The sequence below is a fragment of the Rhodoferax sp. genome (genome assembly GCF_018780565.1).
Taxonomy (GTDB): domain Bacteria; phylum Pseudomonadota; class Gammaproteobacteria; order Burkholderiales; family Burkholderiaceae_C; genus Rhodoferax.
Genome location: NZ_JADMJN010000004.1, coordinates 48,383 through 72,248, shown reverse-complemented (window position 1 = coordinate 72,248; position 23,866 = coordinate 48,383). Strand labels below are relative to the sequence as shown.

The 23,866-nt window shown below is 58.2% G+C and carries 23 protein-coding genes; 5 read left to right on the top strand and 18 right to left on the bottom strand.

The genetic code is table 11. The annotated features are described in order from the left end of the window. Positions 1–4: 4 nt before the first annotated feature. Positions 5–430, bottom strand: coding sequence for a hypothetical protein (locus tag IV109_RS07370; protein WP_296694450.1), 426 nt, complete (start codon positions 428–430; stop codon positions 5–7). Positions 431–485: 55 nt separating this feature from the next. Continuing rightward, a complete protein-coding gene (locus IV109_RS07365; RefSeq protein WP_296694497.1) occupies positions 486–2,426 on the bottom strand; it encodes an acyl CoA:acetate/3-ketoacid CoA transferase in 1,941 nt (646 codons plus the stop codon). 93 nt (positions 2,427–2,519) lie between these two features. Between IV109_RS07365 and IV109_RS07360 the strand changes: the two genes are divergently transcribed. From IV109_RS07360 to IV109_RS07350, 3 genes are read left to right on the top strand one after another with little or no spacing between them, the layout of a single operon-like run. Beyond that, a complete protein-coding gene (locus IV109_RS07360; protein WP_296694447.1) occupies positions 2,520–2,711 on the top strand; it encodes a 4-oxalocrotonate tautomerase in 192 nt (63 codons plus the stop codon). A 7-nt stretch (positions 2,712–2,718) separates the two neighbouring features. Beyond that, positions 2,719–4,197, top strand: a complete 1,479-nt coding sequence (locus IV109_RS07355; RefSeq protein ID WP_296694444.1) for a DHA2 family efflux MFS transporter permease subunit — start codon at positions 2,719–2,721, stop codon at positions 4,195–4,197. Between the two features lie 54 nt (positions 4,198–4,251). Then, positions 4,252–5,073 (top strand): class II glutamine amidotransferase, encoded by an 822-nt coding sequence (locus tag IV109_RS07350; protein WP_296694442.1) that lies wholly within the window; start codon positions 4,252–4,254, stop codon positions 5,071–5,073. On the opposite strand, the gene gshB is transcribed toward IV109_RS07350, so the two are convergent. From gshB to IV109_RS07295, 11 genes are all read right to left on the bottom strand, one after another. After that, complete coding sequence (gshB, locus tag IV109_RS07345) at positions 5,063–6,010, bottom strand: glutathione synthase (RefSeq protein WP_296694441.1); 948 nt, start codon at positions 6,008–6,010, stop codon at positions 5,063–5,065. The genes IV109_RS07350 and gshB overlap by 11 nt on opposite strands. A gap of 29 nt (positions 6,011–6,039) precedes the next feature. Then, complete coding sequence (locus tag IV109_RS07340; protein ID WP_296694496.1) at positions 6,040–7,908, bottom strand: potassium transporter Kup; 1,869 nt, start codon at positions 7,906–7,908, stop codon at positions 6,040–6,042. Between the two features lie 171 nt (positions 7,909–8,079). Then, positions 8,080–9,375, bottom strand: coding sequence for a glutamate--cysteine ligase (gene gshA, locus IV109_RS07335; RefSeq protein ID WP_296694439.1), 1,296 nt, complete (start codon positions 9,373–9,375; stop codon positions 8,080–8,082). A 106-nt stretch (positions 9,376–9,481) separates the two neighbouring features. After that, on the bottom strand, positions 9,482–10,762 hold the full coding sequence (locus IV109_RS07330; RefSeq protein WP_296694437.1) for a glutamate-5-semialdehyde dehydrogenase: 1,281 nt from the start codon (positions 10,760–10,762) through the stop codon (positions 9,482–9,484). A gap of 26 nt (positions 10,763–10,788) precedes the next feature. Beyond that, on the bottom strand, positions 10,789–11,862 hold the full coding sequence (gene holA, locus IV109_RS07325) for a DNA polymerase III subunit delta (RefSeq protein WP_296694435.1): 1,074 nt from the start codon (positions 11,860–11,862) through the stop codon (positions 10,789–10,791). Further along, on the bottom strand, positions 11,846–12,370 hold the full coding sequence (gene lptE, locus IV109_RS07320) for an LPS assembly lipoprotein LptE (RefSeq protein ID WP_296694434.1): 525 nt from the start codon (positions 12,368–12,370) through the stop codon (positions 11,846–11,848). The genes holA and lptE overlap by 17 nt, the downstream gene beginning before the upstream one ends. Positions 12,371–12,382: 12 nt before the next feature. After that, entirely contained in the window at positions 12,383–15,049 is a 2,667-nt protein-coding gene (gene leuS / locus IV109_RS07315) for a leucine--tRNA ligase (RefSeq protein ID WP_296694433.1), read from the bottom strand. Between the two features lie 43 nt (positions 15,050–15,092). Continuing rightward, the gene (locus IV109_RS07310) at positions 15,093–15,533 is read right to left on the bottom strand and encodes a biopolymer transporter ExbD (RefSeq protein ID WP_296694432.1); all 441 of its coding nucleotides are present in this window, start codon (positions 15,531–15,533) and stop codon (positions 15,093–15,095) included. A 17-nt stretch (positions 15,534–15,550) separates the two neighbouring features. Further along, a complete protein-coding gene (locus tag IV109_RS07305; RefSeq protein WP_296694430.1) occupies positions 15,551–16,204 on the bottom strand; it encodes a MotA/TolQ/ExbB proton channel family protein in 654 nt (217 codons plus the stop codon). Beyond that, positions 16,201–17,016: a 4-hydroxy-tetrahydrodipicolinate reductase gene (gene dapB, locus IV109_RS07300; protein WP_296694426.1), complete on the bottom strand. Its 816-nt coding sequence runs from the start codon at positions 17,014–17,016 to the stop codon at positions 16,201–16,203. Before dapB ends, IV109_RS07305 begins: the two co-directional genes overlap by 4 nt. Before the next feature lie 15 nt (positions 17,017–17,031). Beyond that, positions 17,032–17,574: an outer membrane protein assembly factor BamE gene (locus tag IV109_RS07295; protein WP_296694424.1), complete on the bottom strand. Its 543-nt coding sequence runs from the start codon at positions 17,572–17,574 to the stop codon at positions 17,032–17,034. 87 nt (positions 17,575–17,661) lie between these two features. Between IV109_RS07295 and fur the strand changes: the two genes are divergently transcribed. Further along, entirely contained in the window at positions 17,662–18,108 is a 447-nt protein-coding gene (fur, locus tag IV109_RS07290) for a ferric iron uptake transcriptional regulator (RefSeq protein ID WP_296694421.1), read from the top strand. A gap of 41 nt (positions 18,109–18,149) precedes the next feature. Here fur and hprK read toward each other — a convergent pair whose 3' ends face one another. The 3 genes from hprK to raiA form a co-directional block, all read right to left on the bottom strand. Continuing rightward, entirely contained in the window at positions 18,150–19,097 is a 948-nt protein-coding gene (gene hprK, locus IV109_RS07285) for an HPr(Ser) kinase/phosphatase (RefSeq protein WP_296694419.1), read from the bottom strand. A gap of 34 nt (positions 19,098–19,131) precedes the next feature. Then, positions 19,132–19,599, bottom strand: a complete 468-nt coding sequence (locus IV109_RS07280) for a PTS sugar transporter subunit IIA (RefSeq protein ID WP_296694416.1) — start codon at positions 19,597–19,599, stop codon at positions 19,132–19,134. A gap of 94 nt (positions 19,600–19,693) precedes the next feature. Continuing rightward, the gene (gene raiA / locus IV109_RS07275) at positions 19,694–20,023 is read right to left on the bottom strand and encodes a ribosome-associated translation inhibitor RaiA (RefSeq protein WP_296694415.1); all 330 of its coding nucleotides are present in this window, start codon (positions 20,021–20,023) and stop codon (positions 19,694–19,696) included. A gap of 363 nt (positions 20,024–20,386) precedes the next feature. Between raiA and corA the strand changes: the two genes are divergently transcribed. After that, complete coding sequence (gene corA / locus IV109_RS07270) at positions 20,387–21,373, top strand: magnesium/cobalt transporter CorA (protein WP_296694414.1); 987 nt, start codon at positions 20,387–20,389, stop codon at positions 21,371–21,373. Positions 21,374–21,389: 16 nt separating this feature from the next. Here the strand turns inward: corA and IV109_RS07265 are convergent, their stop codons facing one another. Continuing rightward, entirely contained in the window at positions 21,390–22,175 is a 786-nt protein-coding gene (locus IV109_RS07265; protein WP_296694412.1) for a 5'-methylthioadenosine/adenosylhomocysteine nucleosidase, read from the bottom strand. Further along, entirely contained in the window at positions 22,176–23,849 is a 1,674-nt protein-coding gene (locus IV109_RS07260; protein WP_296694411.1) for a long-chain-fatty-acid--CoA ligase, read from the bottom strand. Between the last annotated feature and the right edge of the window lie 17 nt (positions 23,850–23,866).

Genomic DNA, 23,866 nt, shown 5'->3' with positions numbered 1-23,866 from the left:
CTCCCTATGTCAGCCAGGCAAACACAACCAGCACCAGATACGGGAAAGCCACGGTCGGTCGGCATGCACTTGTCCCATACTGCACCAGCAAACCGGTGAAGCCTGGTCGTCCCGCCAGCCATTCCGTATGAAGCTGAAACGCATCACCACCCGACACCGCACCCTGCTTCAGCAGCGACTCCAAGCGCAGGAGACGTGAACCCAGTCTGGATTGATAGGTCCTGAAAATAGCCTCCTGAGCCCACAAGAGCAAGACCAGCGCGCTGATCCAAAAACCACTGAAACCCATCGCGAACCCGACAGCGAACAGCACGACACAAGTGAGTTTGATCAACAAGCCACTTTTTTCATACTGCTCATAATTGTTTTGAAGGGTGCTCCATTCCTCACCCCATCCTGATATTTTGATATCCATTGCGGATTGGTTCATAGCTGCCTTTGAAGGATTCCTTGAGTCTACTGTGTGTCACTTCTGAGAGGTCGATTCAGGGGCTGGCCGATGGCAGCCTGCCCGCATCAAGCCGCGCTTTGAGGAATCCACCCGTGCCATAGCGCGTCACCCGGCTGTAAAACCGCTCTGTCAAATGCTTGACCATGGCCGAGTAGTCGTCCACCAGGTTGGGCAGGATGGTGAAGCTGTCGTAGTTCACAACCACTGCGACCCGCTCAGTCGGCGCAGTCACCACAGGCTCAAGCAAGTCCTCAACGGTGCGCGCCACCTCGTCAATATCGGCCATGGAATCGATCGCCAGTCCCTCGAAGTTGATGAAGAGCATGCGATGCGCCAGATCAAGTTCAAAACGCTGCGCCAGCGGCGTGGCCAGCAAGTGAGCACGCAAGCCCATCGCGGCATCCGTGAACAGGGCCGCGCCCATCAATTTCAGGTGGGGACTGATGGCCGGCATGAAATCCATATGTGCCAGAACCTCGCGCTCCAGGTCAATGCCAGGGGCAATTTCAATCAGTTCCAGTCCGCCGCTGTGTGCGTCACCGATCAGGCGAAAGACGCAACGCTCAGTCACATACAAGACCCGCTGACCTCTCCTGCGCGCTTCACGCCCACTGAAAGTTCGGTGCTCCACCTCCTTCACAAACTTGCGCACCGTGCCTTCACTGATCACTCGCAGCCGACCCCCTTCCACGCGCACATCCGGATCACCTGCGGTGAAGGTCCCGACAAAAACGACCGTCTTGGCGTTCTGGCTGATGTTGATGAAACCACCAGCCCCGGCCAGGCGATCACCGAATTTGCTGACGTTCAAATTGCCATGCGCATCCGCCTGAGCCAGGCCCAGCACGGCAATGTCGAGTCCGCCACCGTCATAGAAATCAAACTGGCTGGGCTGGTCAATCACGGCCTGCGTGTTGACCGCTGCGCCAAAGCTCATGCCACTGGCGGGAATGCCCCCGATCACGCCAGGCTCGGCCGTCAGGGTCATCAGGTCGATCACTTTTTCTTCCGCTGCGACGCCCGCCACGCCCTCGGGCATGCCGATGCCAAGATTGACGACGCTGTTGGATCGAAGCTCCATGGCGGCACGCCGGGCGATGACCTTGCGCAGCGACATCGGCAATACCGGCAGAGTGTCCATCGGCACACGAATCTCGCCGGAATAGGCCGGGTTGTACTGCTCTGAAAAGGTTTGCATGTGGTGGGCCGGGTCAGTTGCCACCACGACCGCATCCACCAGCACCCCCGGCACCCGCACCTGACGCGGATGCAGCGTGCCGCGCTCGGCCAGGCGTTCAACCTGCGCAATCACAATCCCCCCTGAATTGCGCGCAGCCATGGCAATCGCCAATGCTTCCAGCGTGAGCGCCTCACGCTCCATGCTGAGATTACCGTCCGGGTCGGCCGTTGTGGCGCGAATAATGCCGACCGATATCGGAAATGCCTTGTAAAAAAGATACTCCTGGCCGTCAATTTCCATCAAACGCACCAGGTCTTCGGTCGTACGCGCATTGACCTTGCCACCACCCAAGCGCGGATCCACAAAGGTGTCCAAGCCCACATGCGTCAGCGTGCCCGGCTTGCCTGCGGCAATGTCCCGAAACAGATGGGAGATCACGCCCTGGGGCAGGTTGTAGGCCTCAATGAGATTGCCCACGGCCAGTTTTTGCAATGCCGGCACCAGGCCCCAGTGCCCACCAACAACACGGCGCACCAAACCTGCGTGCCCTAAATGATTGAGCCCCCGCGCCTTGCCGTCGCCCTGCCCGGCGGCATATACCAGCGTCAATTGCCCCGGTGCGCCAACACCTGTATCGCCTTGCGTGGCCAGAAAGCGCGCCTCCAGCGCCACGGCGATTTCTTCCGCAAAGCCGATGCCGACAAATCCGCCCGTGGCCACGGTGTCGCCATCGTGAATCAAACGCACCGCCTCCGCAGCCGTCACCACCTTGTTGCGCCGCGTACCCAGACCCATGTGCTCATTGAGATTGAAATTGGTGTGCAAAATCTCTCCTCGTCAAGGGCTCTATCATGCTTGATATTGCCTGCAAACCATTCAAAGGAAACCATGCCGACTTACCATATCGAAATGCTCGAAGGCCGCACCATCGAACAAAAGAAAAAACTGGTGCAGGAAATCACCCGTGTCACAGTGGAAGTGCTTGGCGGCAAGCCTGAATCGGTCGACGTCTTGATCACCGACGTCAAGCGTGAAAACTGGGCTACCGGCGGCGTGCTCTGGTCCGAACCCCGCCCGTGACCCGGTCTTGACACGTCCTGTCACCCTGACTGAGCTACAAGCGCATTACGGGGAGCGCTATCGCTGGCTCTTGCTGCTGGCCGTCATGGTCGGCACCATGGCCTCCATCATGTCGGCAACCATCGTCAATGTGGCTGTCCCCGACATGAGTCGGCACTTCACGCTCGGGCAGGATCGGGCTCAATGGGTGTCGTCGGGTTTCATGATTGCCATGACAGTGTCCATGCTCACCACACCGTGGCTGCTGGCACGCCATGGCTACCGACGCACTTACTCCGGCAGCATGTGGCTGCTGTTGATTGGCAGCATCATCGGCGGCTTGGCTGGTGACTTCACATTGCTGCTGGCCGCCCGTGTCATGGAGGGTCTGGCGGCCGGCATCGTGCAACCCATCCCGGCCATCATCATCCTGCGCGCATTCGGGCCACATGAGCAGGGGCGTGCAGGTGGCATCTTTGGCATGGGTGTGGTGCTGGCGCCCGCGATTGGTCCAAGCGTCGGGGGGCTGCTGGTGGACTGGTTTGGTTGGCGTTCCATTTTCTTCATGGTGATCCCCTTTTGCCTGGCCTCTCTTTGGCTGGCCCGGCGTTTTGTTCCCACAACAGCACCCGGCAACATCCCCGCCGGACGAACAGGCGGAAAACTGGATTGGCCGGGCCTGCTGCTGGCGAGCGTGGGCACACTGTGCCTGCTCAATGGCTTGGTGCAATTGCATGCGGGTCCGACAAGAGAATCAACCCTTTTGCTGATCGGGGCAGTCGCCGCGTTGATCGCGTTCATTGCACGGCAGAAACGGCTCGGCCACACACTCGCTCAAGGTGCCGATCCCCCTTTAATGAACCTGGCAATTTTCCGTCAGCGGGAGTTCGCCATGGGCAGCATTGTGGCTTTCATCTATGGCACAGCCTTGTTTGGCTCAACCTACCTGTTGCCGGTCTACATGCAACTCGGCCTTCAATTGTCGGCATCCCATGTGGGCACCGTGCTGCTTCCCGCTGGGCTGGTACTGGCAATCACGATTCTCCTGGTCGGGCGACTGGCAGACCGGCACCCAACCCGCCGGCTGGTGAGCGTTGGTCTGGCCCTGCTGGCTGCGTCATTCCTTCTGATGGGCACCGTAGGCCTCAAGGATGGCCTGTGGGTGCTGATGGCCTGGGCCATTCTGGGCCGTATCGGCCTGGGCTTCATACTGCCTTCGCTCAACTCGGGCTCCTTGCGCAGCTTGCCCAAAGAATTGATTCCCCAGGGATCAAGCGCGATCAATTTCCTGCGCACACTGGGCGGCGCGGTCGGGGTCAGCGTGTGCGGCATCGTGCTGGAGTGGCGGCTCGCCGTGCATGGCGATGTGCTGTCCAACCCCATCAGCAGCGCCGCACGTTTGGCAGCATTCAATGAATCCTTTGCCATGCTGGCAGCGCTGTGCGCGCTGGCGCTGGCAGCGGCCTGGAAACTGAGTCCGGACCGGCCAGCCAACCGCCCGTCCTAGCCCAGCCTGCATCCAAGACTTTCCCCCTCTTGCAGAGCGAAGTAAACTTGCGGCATGTGTCAATTGCTTGGAATGAACAGCCGCCTGCCCGCCAGTTTGACCTTGAGTTTCACCGGGTTTTCGCAGCGAGGCGGCTGCACCGACCACCATTCCGATGGCTGGGGCATCGCCTTCTTTGAGAGCGATGGCTTGACACCCGGCAAGGCCGCGCGTTATTTCGTTGACAAGGAAAGCGCCTCCACGTCGGCCATTGCGCAAATGCTGCGCACCTACCCCATCAAGAGTCACAACGTGGTGGCCCATGTGCGCAAGGCCACAGTGGGCGCGGTCACCCTGGAAAACTGTCACCCCTTTGTCCGCGAGTTGTGGGGGCGCTACTGGGTATTTGCCCACAATGGCGACTTGAAAAACTATGCGCCGCCGCTGCACGGCAGCTTTCGGCCGGTCGGCAGCACCGACAGCGAGATGGCATTTTGCTGGCTGCTGCAGGAGTTGGCCAAGTCGCATGCCGGCGTCCCCAGTGTGCAAGAGCTGACCCGTACACTGGCTGAACTGGTGCCGCAGATCGCAAAACATGGCAGCTTCAACTTTCTGCTGAGCAACGGTCAGGCTCTGTGGGCGCACGCCAGTACCAAATTGCATTATGTGTTGCGGCAACACCCTTTCACTGAAGTACACCTCAAGGATGACGATGTGAGCGTCGATCTGGCGGATCTCAATGGCCCGGAAGACCGCCTGGCAATTGTCGTGACCGAGCCACTGACCACCAACGAGGCCTGGGTTGCCATGGCGCCCGGCGAACTGCAGGTGTTTGTGGAGGGTGTCCCGGCAGAATTTGCAGGATCAAGGCCGCAAGCTGCGAGTCTCAGCCCTTGAGGGCCTGTTCGAGCGCATCGACAAACATCGCCGCGACATCAAATCCGGTTTGGTCAAAAATTTCCTGAAAACAGGTCGGGCTGGTCACATTGATCTCGGTGAGGCTGTCGCCAATGACGTCCAGCCCCACCAGCAACAGGCCACGGGCATTCAGGACTGGCCCCAGTGACTCGGCAATAAAGCGATCACGCTCCGTGAGAGGCATGGCCACCCCTTTGCCACCCGCCGCCAGATTGCCGCGAACTTCCCCGCCCTGAGGGATACGTGCCAGGCTGTAGGGCACTGGCTTACCTCCGATCACCAGCACCCGCTTGTCACCTTCACTGATGGCGGGCAAAAATTTCTGGATCATCACCGTCTCGGCACCGTCCTTGTTCAGGGTCTCGATGATGGAGCCCAGGTTCAGTCCGTCGCCCTTCACCCGGAAAATACCCATGCCACCCATGCCATCCAGCGGCTTGAGAATGATGTCCTTGTGCACCGCATGAAAGTCCCGCACGTCTTGTGCCGAGCGCGTCACCAGGGTGGGGCCAATGAACTGGGGGAACTCCAGGATCGCCAGTTTTTCGGGGTGATCGCGAAGCGCACGGGGTTGGTTGAACACCCGGGCGCCCTCGCGCTCTGCCTGCTCCAGCAAGTGCGTGGCGTAGAAAAACTCGCTGTCAAAGGGCGGATCCTTGCGCATCACAATGGCATCGAAGTCCTTCAGCGCAAGGCGCGATCCGCCATCGACTCGGTACCAGACATGAGGATCGCCCGTCAGCACAATGCGCCTGCAATCCGCTTGAACCCGTCCGCCCGATACCCAGGACATCTGCTGGGGCTCGCACACTGAAATGGAATGATGTCGGGCCTGCGCCTCGCGCATCATGGCAAACGTCGTGTCCTTGTAGATCTTGAACGAGTCCAGTGGATCGGCAACAAAAAGAATCTTCATGGGAAATGAGTGACTTGCATCGGATGGAATCAGATCTCGATCTTCGAGCCCAGTTCCACCACTGAATTATTGGGCAGTTTCAGGAAATCTGCTGCACCGCTTGCATTGTGGTGCATTTGCGCAAACAGCTTCTCGCGCCAGTGCGACATCCCGCTGCCAATCGTGGGAACGACCGTATCGCGCGACAGGAAATAGCTGGTGGTCATATCCTCCAGCTCGCAGCCCCGGCCTTTGATCTGCTGCAAGGCTTTGGGAATGTTGGGATCGTTCTTGAACCCATAGTGAATGACCACCTGCCAGCAATCGTGCCCCAGGCCTTCAATCTCCAGGCGCTTGTCCATCCCGATCCAGGGCACCTCATGATTTCGCACCGTCACAAACAGGTTGTTCGCGTGCAAAACCTTGTTGTGCTTGAGATTGTGCAACAGGGCATTGGGTACCGTGCCAGGCTCTGCGGTGAGAAACACCGCCGTACCTTCAACACGGGCCGGCGGACTGACGAACACGGCTTCCAGAAAACTGGGCAAGTCGATGGCGTCAGCCCTCAGCTTTTCATTGAGCAAGCGCCGTCCGTCTTTCCAGGTGATCATCAGCGTGAAGATCGCGCCCCCGATCATGAGCGGGAACCAGCCGCCGTCAAAGAGCTTGAGCAGGTTGGACGCCCAGAACGCGAAGTCCACGATAAAAAAGAAACCAGTGGCAGCAAGGCACAGCGCCAGGGGATATTTCCAGCTGTAGCGGATCACATAAAAAGTCAGGATCGTGGTGATCAGCATATCGGTACACACGGCTATGCCATAGGCGGCTGCCAGGTTGCTGGACGACTTGAACATGACCACCGCCACCACAATGGCAACAAACAAGCCCCAGTTGACGAAGGGCAGGTAAATCTGTCCGGTTTCCTTCACACTGGTGTGCATGATCTGCAGGCGTGGCAAATAACCCAGCTGGATCACCTGCTTGGTCACCGAAAACGCGCCCGAGATCAAGGCCTGCGACGCGATGACAGTGGCCATGGTGGCCAGACCAACCAGGGGCAACAAAGCCCAATCCGGCGCCATCATGAAAAAGGGATTCTTGACGGCCGCAGGGTTGCTCAGCAACAGGGCGCCCTGGCCAAAGTAATTCAAGGTGAGTGCCGGCATGACGATTGAAAACCAGGCCACGCGGATCGGTTTTTTCCCGAAGTGGCCCATGTCGGCATAAAGGGCTTCCCCGCCCGTGACGCATAGCACCACGGCTCCAAGAATGATGAAAGTGATGCCCGGGTTTTCCCAAACAAAGCGAAGCGCGTAGTGAGGGCTGATAGCCCACAAAATTTCGGGATGGGTCAAGATTTGCATGACGCCGAGTAGCGCAATGCAGGCAAACCATACCAGCGTGATCGGTCCAAAGAGCTTGCCGATCCCGCTGGTGCCGTGCTTCTGCACCGCAAACAAGCCAAACAGGATGATCAGCGTAAGCGGGATCACATATTTTTTGAAGGCGGGTGATATTACCTCCAGGCCCTCCACGGCGGACAGCACGGAGATCGCCGGCGTAATGACACCGTCGCCATAAAACAGACAAGTGCCGAAGATGCCGACCAGCAACAGCATTTGGCGCAAGCGGGGTCTATCCTTGACCGACTGGGAGGCCAGCGCCAGCATGGCCACCAGTCCCCCCTCGCCATTGTTGTCTGCGCGCAGCACCAGCACCACGTACTTGAGAGAAACAATGACCGTCAATGTCCAGAAAAAGATGGACAAAATGCCATACACGTTTTCGTGGGTAAAGGGGACATGGCCGGAGCCAAAGACTTCTTTGACCGCGTACAGGACGCTGGTGCCGATATCGCCGTACACAACGCCGATGGCGCCCAGAGTAAGCGCCGTGAGAGACGATTTGGATGCTGACACAAGTTCACCCCGTCTTGAGCTGGCAGCGGGGTTCCATTCCATTTGGGAGCTCTATTTTGCGCCCACCGGGAAACTGGACAAGGGGGTGTGCGACTCTAAAGTCGAAAACCTTTCAAATGTTGCACTGCAACAACTATAAGGGGCCCGTCTCTCAATTCACACGGACGGTGCTCAGTCATAGACCTCGGCATCTGGATCGGTCGCCTCAAGCTCATAACTGGCGGCCAGCATGGCGAGCCGCCCAACGACGCCGTACATATAAAACCGGTTAGGTGCACTGGCACCAGGCTTGACACCCGGCTGAGGTAAGTGCGTACTCTGCTCAAAAGCCAAAGGAACAAAACTCGATCCCGGCGCACTAAGGTCCTCATCCACTCCACGCCCCGCATGGACCCGGTAGAAACCTCCAACCACATAGCGGTCCATCATATAGACCACGGGTTCGGCCACGGCGTCGTGCATGCGCTCCTTGGTCAGCACACCTTCCTGCACCAGGATATCCTGGGATGCCGGGCGCACGCCTTCACTTTGAGCCTTCACTTGCACTCTTTGGCATAACTCCTCCAGGTCCTTGGCGTCACGCACCGTCACAATGCCCATGCCGTGCGTTCCGTTGTCGGCCTTGACCATCACGAACGGCTTCTCCTTGATGCCGTATTCCTTGTACTTGCGACGAATTTTTGTCAGCAAAGCATCCACATTGGTACTCAGGCAGTCCATGCCCACGCCCTCGGTCAAATTGACTTCGCCACATTTTTCAAACAGAGGATTGATGAGCCAGGGGTCGACCCCGAGGAGCTTGCCCAGTCGTTTGGCGACTTCCTCATAGCACTTGAAGTGCTTGCTCATCCGCCGTGTTGCCCGACCCGCATGCAGGGGTGGCAACAGGTATTGCTCATGAATGTCTTCCAGAATGCCCGGCACGCCGGCACGCAGGTCATTGTTCAGCAGGATGGTGCAGGGGTCAAAATCTTTGACGCCCAGGCGACGCTTGCCGCGAATGACCGGCTCAAGCGTCACGCTCTCTCCGTTGGGCAAGTCGACCGTGGTGGCTTTCTTGATCGCAGGATCGATGGAGCCAATGCGCACATTGAGCCCTGCCATATGGAAAATTCGCCGCAACTGGGCTACGTTCGACAGGTAAAACGTGTTGTCCGAATGGTTCTCGGGAATCACCAGCAGGTTGCGCGCCTCGGGACAGATTTTTTCGATAGCGGCCATGGCCGCCTGCACCGCCAGAGGCAGCATATCGGGCGTCAGGTGGTTCCAGCCGCCGGGGAAGAGATTGGTGTCGACCGGGGCGAGCTTGAATCCGGCATTGCGTACATCGACCGAACTGTAAAACGGCGGCGTGTGCTCCATCCACTCCAGACGAAACCAGCGCTCAATCGCGGGCATCGAATCGAGAATGCGCTGCTCAAGTTCGTTGATGGGACCGGTGAGCGCCGTGACGAGATGCGGAACCATGCAGCCCCCCTTTGGATGAATGAAATGAAAAACTTCTGCGAATTGTAGGATTTGGGGGCAAGCCGCTCAGTTGCAAGAGATACGCAGTCCAACGGGCGCAGTAGCGCTAGATGCGTACCTCGCCATCACCCATAACCACGTATTTCAGGGACGTCAGACCTTCGATACCCACCGGACCGCGCGCATGGAATTTGTCGGTGCTGATGCCAATCTCTGCCCCCAGACCGTATTCGAAACCATCGGCAAAGCGGGTACTTGTGTTCACCATCACGCTGGCCGAGTCAACTTCCCGCAGGAAAGCCTGGGCATGCATGTGGTCACGCGTGATGATGGCATCGGTGTGATGCGATGAATACTGGTTGATGTGGGCAATGGCTTCAGCCAGTCCGGCCACGATTTTGATGCTGATGATAGGCGCGAGGTATTCCTCGTACCAATCCTGCTCCGTGGCGGGCGTGCTGCTCACGCCGGGCACAGTAGCCAGCAAGGCGTGGGCTTGTGGATCGCAACGCATCTCCACCCCCTTGGCTGAATAGATGGCCGCAATCCGGGGAAGAAACTCTGCCGCCACACCTTGCGCCACCAGCAGGCCTTCGGTGGCGTTGCAGGGGCTGTATTTACTGGTCTTGGCGTTGTCCGCCACCTTGACGGCCATCGCCATGTCACAGGGATCGTCCACATACACATGGCAGTTGCCATCCAGATGCTTGATGACCGGCACTTTGGCATCGCGGCTGATGCGTTCAATCAAACCCTTGCCGCCGCGTGGGATGATCACATCCACGTACTGCGGCATGGCAATGAGTTGCCCCACCACCTCGCGATCGATGGTTTGCACCAGTTGCACCGCATCCGCAGGCAAACCAGCATCATGCAGCGCCTGCTGCACCAGTTTGGCCAGGGCCTTGTTGGATTCGATGGCTTCTGAGCCGCCACGCAAAATGCAGGCGTTGCCACTCTTGATGGACAAGCTGGCCGCCTCGATCGTGACATTGGGCCGACTCTCGAAGATCATGCCAAAAACACCAATCGGCACTCGCATCTGCCCAACCCGGATGCCACTGGGCTGCTGCTTCATGCCTATGATTTCACCAATCACGTCCGGCATGGCCGCAAGCTGTTCGCACCCCTGGGCACAGGTTTCGATTGCTTGAGGACTCAATTTGAGTCGATCCACCAGGGGTCCGGCCAGACCGGCGGCCAATGCCCGGTCCAGGTCCTTGGCATTGTCGATTTGCAGCGCTGGGATGTTCTCGCGCAGCAGAACCGCCAGACGGCGAAGCGCTCCATTTTTAATAGCTGTTGACGCTTTAGCCATCAGGGCAGAGGCTACTTTTGCCTGAAGACCAAGCGTCTGGGTGTATTCAACGATAGTGAGCGTGTTCATGGTTCATTTTCTCACGACTGTGCCAGCTACCGCGTCCGCAGCGAAGACGTCTGAACCGCACACCGGCTGCATAACTGCAGCGCCAGCCGGTGCAGGGCCTGCCAGCCGTCGGTCGGCCAGTCGGGCTGTTTCAATCCTTTCACAATGCCGTCCACCTGATGCGCCGCCTGCAGCAGGTTGAGCAGATCGACATCGCTCAGGCGGGGCAGAACCCGTTCAAACAAACGCTCCTTCACACCCCAGACCCGTTGCTCACGCAAGGCCATCGGCATGGGACGGCCCTGCGCCATCGCGTCCTTGACGCGCTTGAGGGCGCGAATGTCTTCACTCAGCGTGTAATGCACCAGCACTTCCGCCTCGCCTTCAGCCTGCAGACCATCGAGCATGCGCTGCACGCGGGCCGAGTGCCCCCCCAGCACAGCCTCGGACAGTTTGAAAACATCGTAGCGCGCCACATTCAGCACCGCGCTCTCGACCTGATCAAAACCCAGCTCACCCGCTTCAAACAGCAGGGCGAGTTTTTGGATTTCCTGGTGGGCCGCCAGCAAATTTCCCTCGACCCGATCGGCAAAAAACTGCAGAGTGCGCTGCCCGTCCTCGCCGGAGGCCACACGCTGTCCTTGCGCGGCCAGGCGTTGTGCAATCCATTGTGGCAAGGCATTGCGCTCGATCGGATCAATCTGGATCGTGACGCCAAAACTTTCCAAAGCGCCAAACCAGGCACCGCTCCTGGTCATTTTGTCCAGGCGCGGCAACATGACCAAAGTCAGCGTCGAATCATTGCCACGCGATTGCTCGGCCAGTTGCTGGATGGCCGGGCTGCCCTCCTTGCCGGGTTTCCCGGAAGGGATACGAAGTTCGACAATCTGCTTGTCGGCAAAAAGGCTGAGCGAGCCGCCCGCTGCCAGCACCTCGCTCCAGTCGAAATGCGCGCCAGCCACGGTGTGCGAGGTGCGCTCGGTGTAGCCCTGCGTTCGTGCCAGGGTGCGAATGGTGTCCGCCGCCTCCTGCATCAACAGGGGCTCATCGCCATGCAGGGTGTAAAGGCTTTTCAGGCCCTTCTGCAAGTGCGCAGCGAGCTGGCTAAGGGCTAGCTGCATAGCTGACAACCGCCAGGCGACGGCGGAGCTGCTGCACGATGTCCGACTGCATGTCCCGGTACAACAAGGCCTCCTCAGCCTCCTTGGCCAGCACGGCTGATTCATTGAAACTGATATCGCGCCGCTGCACGATTTCAGTTTCAGGCAACAGTTCCTTGCCATCGCGGCCCCGCACCCGGAAGTTGACCCGGATACGCAACTGGAACTCGCGCACCTGGCCCGAGCTGTTCACGCCCACGACCGTCTTTTCGCGCTGCTCCTGCAGTATGTCGACCACCACCTGCGCCTCTGCGGGCGGCTCGTCAGGCCCCAGCACACGCACGGCGCCACCAAAAGAGCGGCGCAACTCCCCAGCGACGGCCCCGCCCGGATTGGGCGTGATCTCAATGGTCGAAAAAGCAAAATTCTGGTTGCCGCGCAGCTTGAACCCGCAGCCTGCGGCTGCCAGAGTGAAGAGACTTGCCAGACTGACCTGACCCACCAGCGCGAGAGCGGAGCGACGTTTCATGTGTATTTGGTTTTAAACCACCAGATTGACCAGCCGCCCCGGCACCACGATGACCTTTTTGGGTGCGGCACCCTCGGCCAGCTTCACAAATATCTCGCTGTTGATCGCGGCTTGCTCTATCGCCTGCCTGGACGCACCTGCAGGCACCACCACCGAGCCCCGGAGTTTGCCGTTGATCTGCAACATCAGCTCAATTTCGTCCTGTTGCAGCGCAGACTCATCCGCCTTGGGCCAGGGTGCATCGAGCAAGTCACCGTGCAGGGCTGCGTAGCCCAACTCCGCCCAGAGCGCATGCGTAAGGTGAGGCGTGGCCGGGTAGATGGCACGCAGCAGAATGCCAAAACCTTCCCGCACCGCTGCCTGACTACCGCGAGAACCATCGCTTTTGAAGTCTTCCAGCGCGTTGAGCAGCTTCATTGCGCCCGACACCACGGTGTTGTATTGCATGCGCTGGTAGTCGTAGTCGATCTGCTTGAACACGGTGTGAATATCCAGCCGCAGCGCCTTGGCTTCCTTGCCAAATTCGATCTTCCCCTCCGTATTTTCTGCCTCAGTTGCTACATTTTCAATAGCAGACAGCTTGACGCCAAAATTCCAGACGCGGCGCAGGAAGCGGTAGCTGCCCTCGACCGCCGCATCGTTCCACTCCAGTGTGGCTTCGGGTGGCGCGGTGAACATGGTGTACAGGCGAGCCGTGTCGGCGCCGTATTTTTCAATCAGGTCCTGGGGGTCAACGCCATTGTTTTTACTCTTGCTCATCGTACCCACACCCTCGTAGGTGATGAGGGTGCCCACAGGCAGATCACCCTTGGCGGCCTTGAGCTTCGCGCCAAGGACCTTGCCCGTCACGTCGTGGAAGTCTTCCACCTCATGCGGCCAGAAATACTCGATGCCACCCTTGTCAGACTTGCGCGAGTAAATGTGGTTGAGCACCATGCCCTGGGTCAGCAGTTTGGTGAACGGCTCATCCACCTTGACGAGGCCGAGGTCACGCATGACCTTGGTCCAGAAGCGCGCGTACAGCAAGTGCAGAATCGCGTGCTCAATGCCCCCGATGTACTGGTCCATCGGCATCCAGTAATTGGCGCCCTCGGCCACCATCTTCTCGCTGTTGCTCGGATCACAGTAGCGCATGAAATACCAGCTGGAGTCCACGAAGGTGTCCATGGTATCGGTCTCGCGACGCGCCTTGGCGCCACAAACAGGACACACCACGCCGGCATGAAAGCCCTCGTGCTTGTGCAAGGGGTTACCCGATCCGTCAGGCACGCAATCCTGTGGCAACACCACGGGCAAATCCTTCTCGGGCACGGGAACGGCACCATGTTCGGGACAGTGGATGATGGGAATCGGCGTGCCCCAGTAGCGTTGCCGGCTGACACCCCAGTCGCGCAGACGCCAGGTGGTTTTTTTCTCGCCCAGGCCCTTGAGCTGCAGCGCGTGGCTCACGGCATTGACCGCGTCCTTGTAGGACAGGCCACTGAAACTGTCCGAGTTGATCGTGACGCCGCGCTGCTTGTCGCCATACCAGTCCTGCCACTGATCGTAGTCATAGGTCTGACCATCCACCAGCACCACTTCAACAATGGCAATGCCGTACTTCTTGGCAAACGCGAAATCACGCTCATCATGCGCAGGCACGCCCATGACAGCCCCATCGCCGTAACTCATCAGGACGTAGTTGCCAACCCAGACCTGCACCTTGTGGCCATTGAGCGGGTGAGTCACGTACAGGCCTGTCGGCATGCCTTCTTTTTCGCGCACCGCGAGTTCCGCCTCGGTGGTGCCGCCTTTCTTGCACTCTTCAATGAAGGCTGCGAGTTTCGGGTTCGTCTGCGCGGCGTGCGTGGCCAGCGGGTGCTCGGGTGCCACTGCACAAAATGTGACGCCCATGATGGTGTCTGCACGGGTGGTGAAAACGTACATCCGTCCATCGTCAATCAATTCACCAGATGCATTCCTGATGTCATGCGGGAACGCAAAGCGCACACCTTCAGACTTGCCGATCCAGTTTTCCTGCATCAGCTTGACGCGCTCGGGCCAGCCCGGCAAACCGGTTTTCACATGATCCAGAAGCTCTTCGGCATAGTCGGTAATCTTCAGGTAGTAACCGGGAATCTCGCGCTTTTCCACCACGGCACCAGTGCGCCAGCCCTTGCCATCGATCACCTGCTCGTTCGCCAGCACAGTCTGGTCGACCGGGTCCCAGTTGACAACCTGGGTCTTGCGGTAGGCAATGCCTTTTTCCAGCATTTTCAAAAACAGCCACTGATTCCACTTGTAGTAGCTGGGATCGCAGGTTGCCACTTCGCGCGACCAGTCGATGGCCAGTCCCATCGCCTGCATCTGCTTCTTCATGTAGGCGATGTTCTCGTAGGTCCATTTTGCCGGGGGCACGCCGTTCTTGAGTGCCGCATTCTCCGCTGGCAAACCAAAGGCGTCCCAACCCATGGGCATAAGCACGTTGTAGCCATTCATGCGCAAATAGCGCGTGAGCATGTCGTTGATCGTGTAATTGCGCACGTGCCCCATGTGCAGCTTGCCACTGGGGTAGGGCAGCATGGAACAGGCGTAGAACTTCTTCTTGGACGCGTCTTCGATCACGCGGTAGGCGTCTGCAGCCGTCCAGTGGCTGTGCGCGGCTTTTTCGACATCGAGGTGGTTGTATTTGTCTTGCATTTGGATTCACTCAGGCGATCAGGAAGATCGCAATCACCCGATTTTAGGGTTTGGCCTGGGGCATCACGCCGGGATTCGCATCCGCAACAAAACCGATGCGGTTCAAACCGGCTTTTTGTGCGGTCCCCATGACCTCCACGATTCGTCCGTAGGGGACAGCGGCATCGGCACGCAACTGCACCTCGGTCTGGGGGTTGTCTTTGGCAGTCTGCTCCAGTTGCCGGGCCAGCGCAAGCAGCTCTAACGGTTTGTCATTGAGATAGACCTGACCGGACTTGTCCACCACCACGGTCACAAACTTCGGCGCCTCACCGGGTTGGGCTGCGGCGGTCTTGGGCAAGTCGAGCTTGATGGAGCTTGCCAGCAAGGGGGCCGTGATGATGAAGATGACGACCAGCACCAGCATCACATCCACCAGTGGCGTCATGTTGATCTCGCTCATGGGTTGAGGACCCTGGGTGCGTTCGAGACGGCCAAAAGACATCCAATGCCCCGGTCAAGTCATGCAGGACGGACGGACTGGCCAGCCGCCAGTTCACGGAGGTCACGCGCAAACCCCTCCAGCTCAGCCTCAATACGGCCAATGGAGCGACCCAGCACGTTATAAGCCAGCACCGCAGGAATGGCCACCGCCAGACCCGCCGCAGTCATGATGAGTGCCTCACCCACGGGGCCGGAGATTTTGTCAATCGTCACCTGCCCGGCATTCGCAATGCCAATGAGCGCATGGTAGATGCCCCAGACCGTGCCCAACAGGCCCACAAAGGGCGCCGTGGAGCCCACTGTGGCCAGAAGCACCTGACCATACTGCAGCTTGGCCAGAGCGGCATGAAGGGCGTCGCGCAAGACCCGGGTCAATTGCAGAGACTTCTCACCAGCCGCCGCCAAAGTGCCATCTGCTTCCATTTTTGTAGCAACAATCAAAGGGATGATAAGGGCTTCCCGGTCAAATATTTTCAAACGCTGCATCGCCTCATCCACTGAGGTCGACTGCCAGAACGCAGCAATGCTGCGCAACACGTCGCCACTGGCACGGTGCAGCAACCAGGATTTCCAGAGAATGAGCACCCAGGTGGCCACTGACATGGCCATCAAGATCAATGCCACCAGCCTGGTGACGCCATCACCCTGCAGAAACAGCTGGAGCACGTTCATTTCAGGTTGAGCACATCGAACATATCGAACAAGCCGGTCTTTTTATGGGTCAAGAACCGGGCTGCACGCAGACTGCCCTGTGCATACGTGGCGCGACTGGAGGATTTGTGGGTGATCTCGATGCGCTCACCCGTGCCTGCGAAAAGCACGGTGTGGTCACCCACGATGTCGCCGCCCCGAATGGTGGCAAACCCGATGGAAGAAGGGTCGCGCTCGCCGGTCACGCCTTCACGGGCGTAAACGGCGCAATCTTTCAGGTTGCGCCCGAGCGCATCAGCAATCACCTCTCCCATCTTGAGTGCCGTGCCGGATGGGGCATCCACCTTGTGCCGGTGATGGGCCTCAATGATTTCGATGTCATAGCCTGTGGACAGTGCCCTGGCAGCCATCTCAAGCAATTTGAGTGTGACGTTCACCCCCACACTCATGTTGGGCGCCATCACAATGGCAATATCCCTGGCAGCGGCTGCAATCTCGGCCTTTTGCGCATCGCTGAATCCGGTGGTGCCAATCACCACATTCACACCGAGTTCACAGCAAGCGCGCAAATGGGCCAACGTTCCTTCCGGTCGGGTGAAGTCAATCAGGACGTGGGCGTTTTTCAGGCCCAGACCCAGGTCCGCCGTGATCGGCACACCACTGACCTGCCCGAGAAATGCTGTCGCATCCACGCCGATGGCCGGACTCGTCGTCAAATCCAGTGCCCCGCCAAGCTCACAATCATCGGCGGCACGGACGGCCTCAATCAGCATCTGCCCCATGCGGCCGGATGCGCCGGCAATGGCGATCCGATGGATCATGTTGTCAGTCATAGTGGTCGAAAATGGCTAGCGGCTGGAAGACTCAAGCGGGGGATAGCTGACAGGCAAGGGCGGGAGCGGCTTGCTCTCCGCAGCTTTGACCGGTGCCGGCAATTGTTTCAGCTCTTCCTCGCTCAGCTCCAGTACCGGGACCTTCCCTTGTTTACGGCCTGAATCCAGCAAGCTCACGAATTCGGTTTCGCTGGGCAGGGCATCGGCTTCCATGCGCTCCAGGGCATCACCTTTGAAAAACACGGTGACGCGGCGTGCTTGCGGCTCCACGCCCTGGCGCTTGAAAGTGAAAACATAATCCCAGCGATCAGCATGAAAGATGCTGGCCAACAGGGGGGTGCCCAAAATGTCCCGCACCTGTGTCCGGCTCATGCCAGGCTTCACGGCAGCGGCCTGCTCCTTGGACACAAAATTGCCCTGGACGATTTCCATTTTGTAGGGAGTCACCACACTGGCAATACTGTTGCCGGCACCGTTCAGGCTGCCACAGGCCACCAGGGTTGCGCAGGCAACCAGGAGCAGGCTCAAACAAACACGAGAACGTTGAAGATGAGGCATTACTTGAGGTGTGGCGATATGATCGGCCCATTGTAGCGGCTGCGCCTGCGGCGGCGGGCTGCCAGCGGGCAAGTGAAAGACCTCCCCATGACCAATATCGACGAACTCAAAAACACCGGCCTCAAAGCCACCCTGCCCCGGCTGAAAATACTGGAAATCTTCCAGAAGGGAACGCAGCGCCACATGACCGCTGAGGATGTGTTTCGCGTGCTGCTGCTGGAGCGTTCTGATGTCGGCCTGGCCACGGTGTACCGGGTGCTGGCACAGTTCGAACAAGCCGATATCCTGACCCGCAGCCATTTTGAAAGCGGCAAAGCGGTCTATGAACTCAATGAGGGGCAGCACCACGATCACCTGGTATGTCTGGACTGCGGCAAAGTGGAAGAGTTCTACGACGCGGAGATTGAAAAACGCCAGCAAGCGGTCGCCAAATCCAAGGGATTCGCCATCGCTGACCATGCGCTGAGCCTCTACGCCCACTGCACGCGGGAGAAGTGCCCGAACCGGCCTGCATCGCCACGCAGCCACGGCTGACCAGGGGAACGCAGCAACGAACTGCCGCATGTCCCGGGGCACTATTCCTGCTCCATGGCCTTTCGGTGGCGTTCGACAAATTCCTGGTAAGTATCAATGCCGCGCAACTGCAAAATGGTATTGCGTACCGCAGCCTCCACCAGCACGGCGATATTGCGACCCGCCACCACCTGAATCACGACCTTGCGCACAGGGACGCCCAGCACATCCTGGGTCAGGGGCTCATAAGGTATGCGCTCGTACTCGCGCTCCAGGGTTTCACGGCGCACGAGATGCACGATGAGCTTGAGGCGCATCTTGCGCCGAACCGCCGTTTCCCCAAAAATACAGCGAATATCCAGCAGACCGATGCCGCGTACTTCCAGCAGGTTTTGCAGCAATTCGGGGCATCGGCCTTCAATGGTGTTCTGATTGATCCGAAACAAATCCACTGCATCGTCGGCCACCAAACCATTGCCACGAGAGATCAGCTCCAGTCCCAATTCACTCTTGCCGAGCCCGGATTCGCCTGTGATCAACACGCCCAGACCAAGAATGTCCATGAACACACCGTGCATCGAGGTACGGTCGGCAAAATGCTTGGACAGGTAAGCCCGCAGCACATCAATCACAAACGCGGACGAGCCCTGCGTCGAGAACATGGGAATCTGCGCACGTTCGCACATGGACAGCAAGGCATCAGGCGCACTCTGCCCGTCGGCCAGAATCAGTACCGGCGGCTCCAGTGTGACGATACGGGATATCCGGCGCGCGCAGTCTTCCGGCGTGGCATTGGTGAGGTAGGCAATCTCACGTACACCCAGAATCTGGACGCGATAAGGATGAATGTAATTCAGGTACCCAACCAGATCGGCTCCGGAACGCGCGGCGCGTACGGCCACCTCATCAAAACGGCGTTCTGATGCACCCAAGCCCGCCAGCCACTCCCACTTCAGAATCCCCCTGAATTCTTCAAACAGGACATCGGCACTGACCACGTTAGGCTTCAAATCAGATCCGCTCGCAGTAGTTCATCCAACCGTATCAAGCCAGCTGCGCCGATTGCCAGGCTGCAATAAGGCCGTGCAATTCATCGGGTGTTTTGCTGACGGCAAGCTTTTCACGCAAAGCCGCGTCACTCAGCAACTCGGCAATCTCCGACAGAATTTCGAGATGCTTTTGCGTTGCCGCCTCAGGCACCAGCAAAAATATCAGCAAGTTAACGGCCTGTTCGTCCGGGGCGTCAAATCCAATGGGTTGTGCCAACTGAAAAACCGCCGCCATGGGTGCCTTGAGGCCCTTGATGCGTCCATGCGGAATGGCAACGCCATGCCCCAAGCCTGTTGAACCAAGGCGCTCCCGGGAAAACAAGCTGTCCGTGACCAGCGCGCGGCTGAGCCCATGGAGGTTTTCAAAAAGCAGGCCAGCTTCTTCAAAGGCCCTTTTCTTGCTGGTGGCATCAAGTTGCACAAGCACTTGTGCAAGGGGCAGGATGGATGCGAGACGATTCATGGTTGGGAAGCAGATTATGCACCCAAGCCATAGCGGGCGCAAAAAAAAGCCGCGCGACGGGCGGGCGGCTTGTTCGGGAATCCTGGTACGACCCTTACATCAGTCGCTTGGGCGCATCATGGTGGTGATTCTGCAATCGATCCTTGTGCCGAACAACCTGACGATCCAGTTTGTCCACCAATTCATCCACGGCAGCGTACAAATCAGCATGTGAACTCTCTGCAAACATGTCAGTGCCTTTGACATGAATATTGCACTCCGCTCGTTGCCGTCGTTCCTTTTCCTTCTGTTTTTCAACAGTGAGCAACACCTTGACATCTACCACCTGGTCAAAGTGTCGAATGATTCGATCTAGCTTGGTCGTTACGTAACTGCGCAGTGCTGGGGTGACTTCGAGATGATGACCGCTGATCGTCAAGTTCATATATGGCCTCCTGTGGCTCTCGGGGTTGAAAACGTTGCCTGCGAAATGCAGACAACTCACGAATCAAAACTGAAAATTACTGTCGACAAATTCACTATGCGCCCGATGGTCTGGAATTGCAATGGTTTTCCTTGACGCAATGCAACAAATATTTGAATATTTGTCCGCTCACTTCCGCCGAAAAATCGGCTTAACGGGAGTGAGCATCGACCCGCAATGCGATAATTCTTGCATATCGACTCCCGGAGAAGACTTCTTGGACACCTGCCCCAGTTGCTAGCTTCCAGCTCCTTGACTGCATCGGGGTTGGAAGCGAAAGCCCACACCCCCTGCCAGATGCAATCTATTTCAAGGGAATGAGCAATGCTCAATATTTTCACGCTTGCCAATGGTCGCCTCTTTCAGGAAGAGATCGAATCGCTGGAAGAACTGTCCCAATTCCAGCCCATCTGGGTTGATCTGGAATCGCCAACGCTTGAGGAAAAGCGCTGGGTCAAGCAGTATTACGGCCTGTCCATCCCGGAAGACGCGATGGACGAGGACATTGAAGAATCTGCGCGCTTTTATAAAGAAGACAATGGCGAGTTGCACATTCGCAGCGACTTTTTGATCGCTGACGATGATGAGCCTCGCACGGTACGGGTCGCGTTTATCCTGAACCAGGAAAATGATGAACTCAAGAGCAAGGGCGTTCTGTTTTCCATCCACGACGAAGATGTCCCGGTCTTCCGTCTGCTGCGTATGCGGGCACGCCGCGCGCCAGGCTTGATTGAGGACGCCAAGGAAGTGTTGCTCAAGCTGTTTGACGCCGATGCCGAGTATTCAGCCGACACCCTGGAAGGCATTTACGATGAGCTTGAAAAGGTCAGCAACAAAGTGCTGTCGGGCGATGTGACCGACGCGATGGCGAGCGAAGTACTTGGTGCCATTGCCCGCCACGAAGACATGAATGGGCGCATTCGCCGCAACGTGATGGACACCCGGCGTGCCGTGAGTTTCATGATGCGCAGCAAAATGCTCAACGGCGAGCAGTTTGAAGAGGCGCGGCAAATTTTGCGCGATATCGACTCACTGGATTCACACACCGCCTTCCTGTTCGACAAGATCAACTTCTTGATGGACGCGACCGTGGGTTTTATCAACATCAACCAGAACAAGATCATCAAGATCTTCTCGGTGGCCAGTGTGGCGCTGCTGCCGCCCACTCTGATTGCCAGCCTGTATGGCATGAATTTCAAGTACATGCCTGAACTGGACTGGTCCTTGGGCTATCCCTACGCCCTGGCACTGATGCTGGCCAGCGCACTGGTTCCCATGTGGTATTTCCGCAAGCGCGGCTGGCTGAAATAAGCCGTATCGACCTGTGTCAGAGGGCTGTCTGCCGTGCGGAGTGTGGCTGGGGCAGCATCGGCATCAGCGCCTGGATAATCTCCAGTGCGTAGCGACTGGCCACGTCGCTGACAAAGCGGGCAAAGTCAAGGTGCGCATCATCATCTGCCCGGTCCGAGATGGTGCGCACGGCGGCAAACGGCACGCCATAGTCAAAGCAGACTTGCGCCACGGCAGCCCCTTCCATTTCCACGGCCAGCGGCACAAAGCCGCCAGCCTTCAAGGCACTGTGCAAATCCCGTGATTCTGCGGTCGCAGATACGAACCGGTCGCCGCTGGCGATCAAGCCCGTATGGACCGCCATGCCCAGACCCCCAAAATCCTGATTGAATCGACTCCTGCCCTGGGCGACACCTGCCTTGGATGCTTCCAAAAGCATAGCGGTCAAAGTCACATCACAAGGGAACAGGGATCGGCCGTAGAGCGGAATCTGATAACGGGGAAACAGGGGCGAGGCATCCATGTCGTGCTGCACAAATTCAGAGGCAACCACCACATCGCCAACGTGAACACCATGTCCCATACCACCGGCCACGCCGGTGAACACGACACGACTGACACCAAAGGCTTCGATCAGCGCGGTGGCAGTCGTCGCCGCGGCCACCTTGCCCAGCCGCGACAGACCAAGCACCACCGGTCGCCCCTGCAATTCTCCGCGCCAAAACTCACGTCCAGCCCGCTCCACCCGAACCGGATGAGTCAATCGCTCGATCAGACCCTGCTGCTCTTCAGCCAGAGCACTGAGAATGGCGGTGGCTGACACTTACTTGTCGCGCAATTCCCGACGCAAAATTTTGCCCACGGGGGTTTTGGGCAACTCGGCGCGGAACTCAACGACCTTGGGCTGTTTGTAGCCGGTCAGGTTTTCCTTGCAGTAGGCACGTACCTGCGCTTCGGTCAGGTTGGGGTCTTTCTTGACAATCACCAACTTGACTGCCTCACCCGTTTTGGCATCAGGAACGCCCACACAGGCGCATTCCATCACGCCCTCCAGCTGGGCGACCACATCTTCCAATTCGGTCGGGAACACATTGAAGCCGCTGACCAGAACCATGTCTTTCTTGCGATCAACAATCTTGAAATAGCCCCGCTCGTCCATCACACCGATATCGCCGGTCTTGAAGTAACCGTCCGGGGTCATGACTTTGGCAGTCTCATCCGGGCGCTGCCAGTAGCCCGCCATCACCTGCGGGCCCTTGATGGCAATCTCGCCCGACTGTCCGGGGCCCACCTCATTGCCGTCGTCGTCCAGCAACTTCATCCAGGTGTTGGAGATGGGCACGCCAATGGAGCCGCTGTATTCCGTGGCGGTGGACGGATTGCCACTGGCCGTGGGTGAGGTTTCACTGAGACCATAGCCTTCCAGAATAGGAAGCCCTGTCTTTTCCTTCCACAGCTTGGCCACACCACTTTGCACTGCAGTACCGCCGCCGGTCGCCGCCTTGAGATGGCTCCAGTCAACCAGTTTGAAATCGGGATGGTTCGCCATGCCATTGAACAAGGTGTTCACGGCGGGCAGCACATGAATCTTGTGCTTGGACAACTCCTTCAGCATGCCAGGCATGTCGCGCGGATTGGCAATGAGGATCAGTTTGCCGCCCATGCGCATGGCCAGCATCATGCAGTAAGTGAACGCGAAGATATGGTACAGGGGCAGGGCGCAGACCTCGGTCATCTGCTCGTTGGCCGGTATCTGATTCAGAAGCGGCGCACCCCAGACTTCATTCTGCAAAACGTTGGCAATGAGGTTCTTGTGCAAGAGCACAGCACCCTTGGACACGCCGGTGGTCCCTCCGGTGTACTGCAGGACGGCAATATCGTCGGCCTTGAGCGTCACCTTCTTCAGGGTGCCCCTGCTGCCACTGGCAATCGCGGCGTTGAAACGCACCGCGCCTGGCAGGCTGTAGGCTGGAACCATCTTCTTGACATTGCGCACCATGTAGTTGACCAGGGAGCCTTTGAGCAGGCCCAACTGATCGCCCATGGCGCACAACACCACATGCTTGACTGCCGTTGCCGCAATGCATTTTTCCAGCGTCGAGGCAAAGTTTTCCAGAATGATGATTGCCTTGGACCCGGAGTCCTTCAGCTGGTGCTCCAGCTCGCGCGGCGTGTAAAGGGGATTGATATTGACCAGCACCAGTCCGGCGCGCAGGATGGCAGCCACCGCAACAGGGTATTGCGGCACATTGGGCATCATGATCGCAACCCGATCGCCCTTGGCCAGGCCCAGGCCCTGCAAATAGACCGCAAAAGCCTGACTCAGGCTGTCTGTCTGCCGGTAAGTGATTTCCTTACCCATGAAGCTGTAGGCACTTCGGCTGGCATACTTCTTGAAGCTCTCCTCCATCAGCGCCACGAGTGATGTGTATTGCCCCACATCGATGTCGGCGGGCACACCCTCGGGATAGCTCTTGAGCCAGATACGGTCAGTCATGCAAACGTCTCCAATTG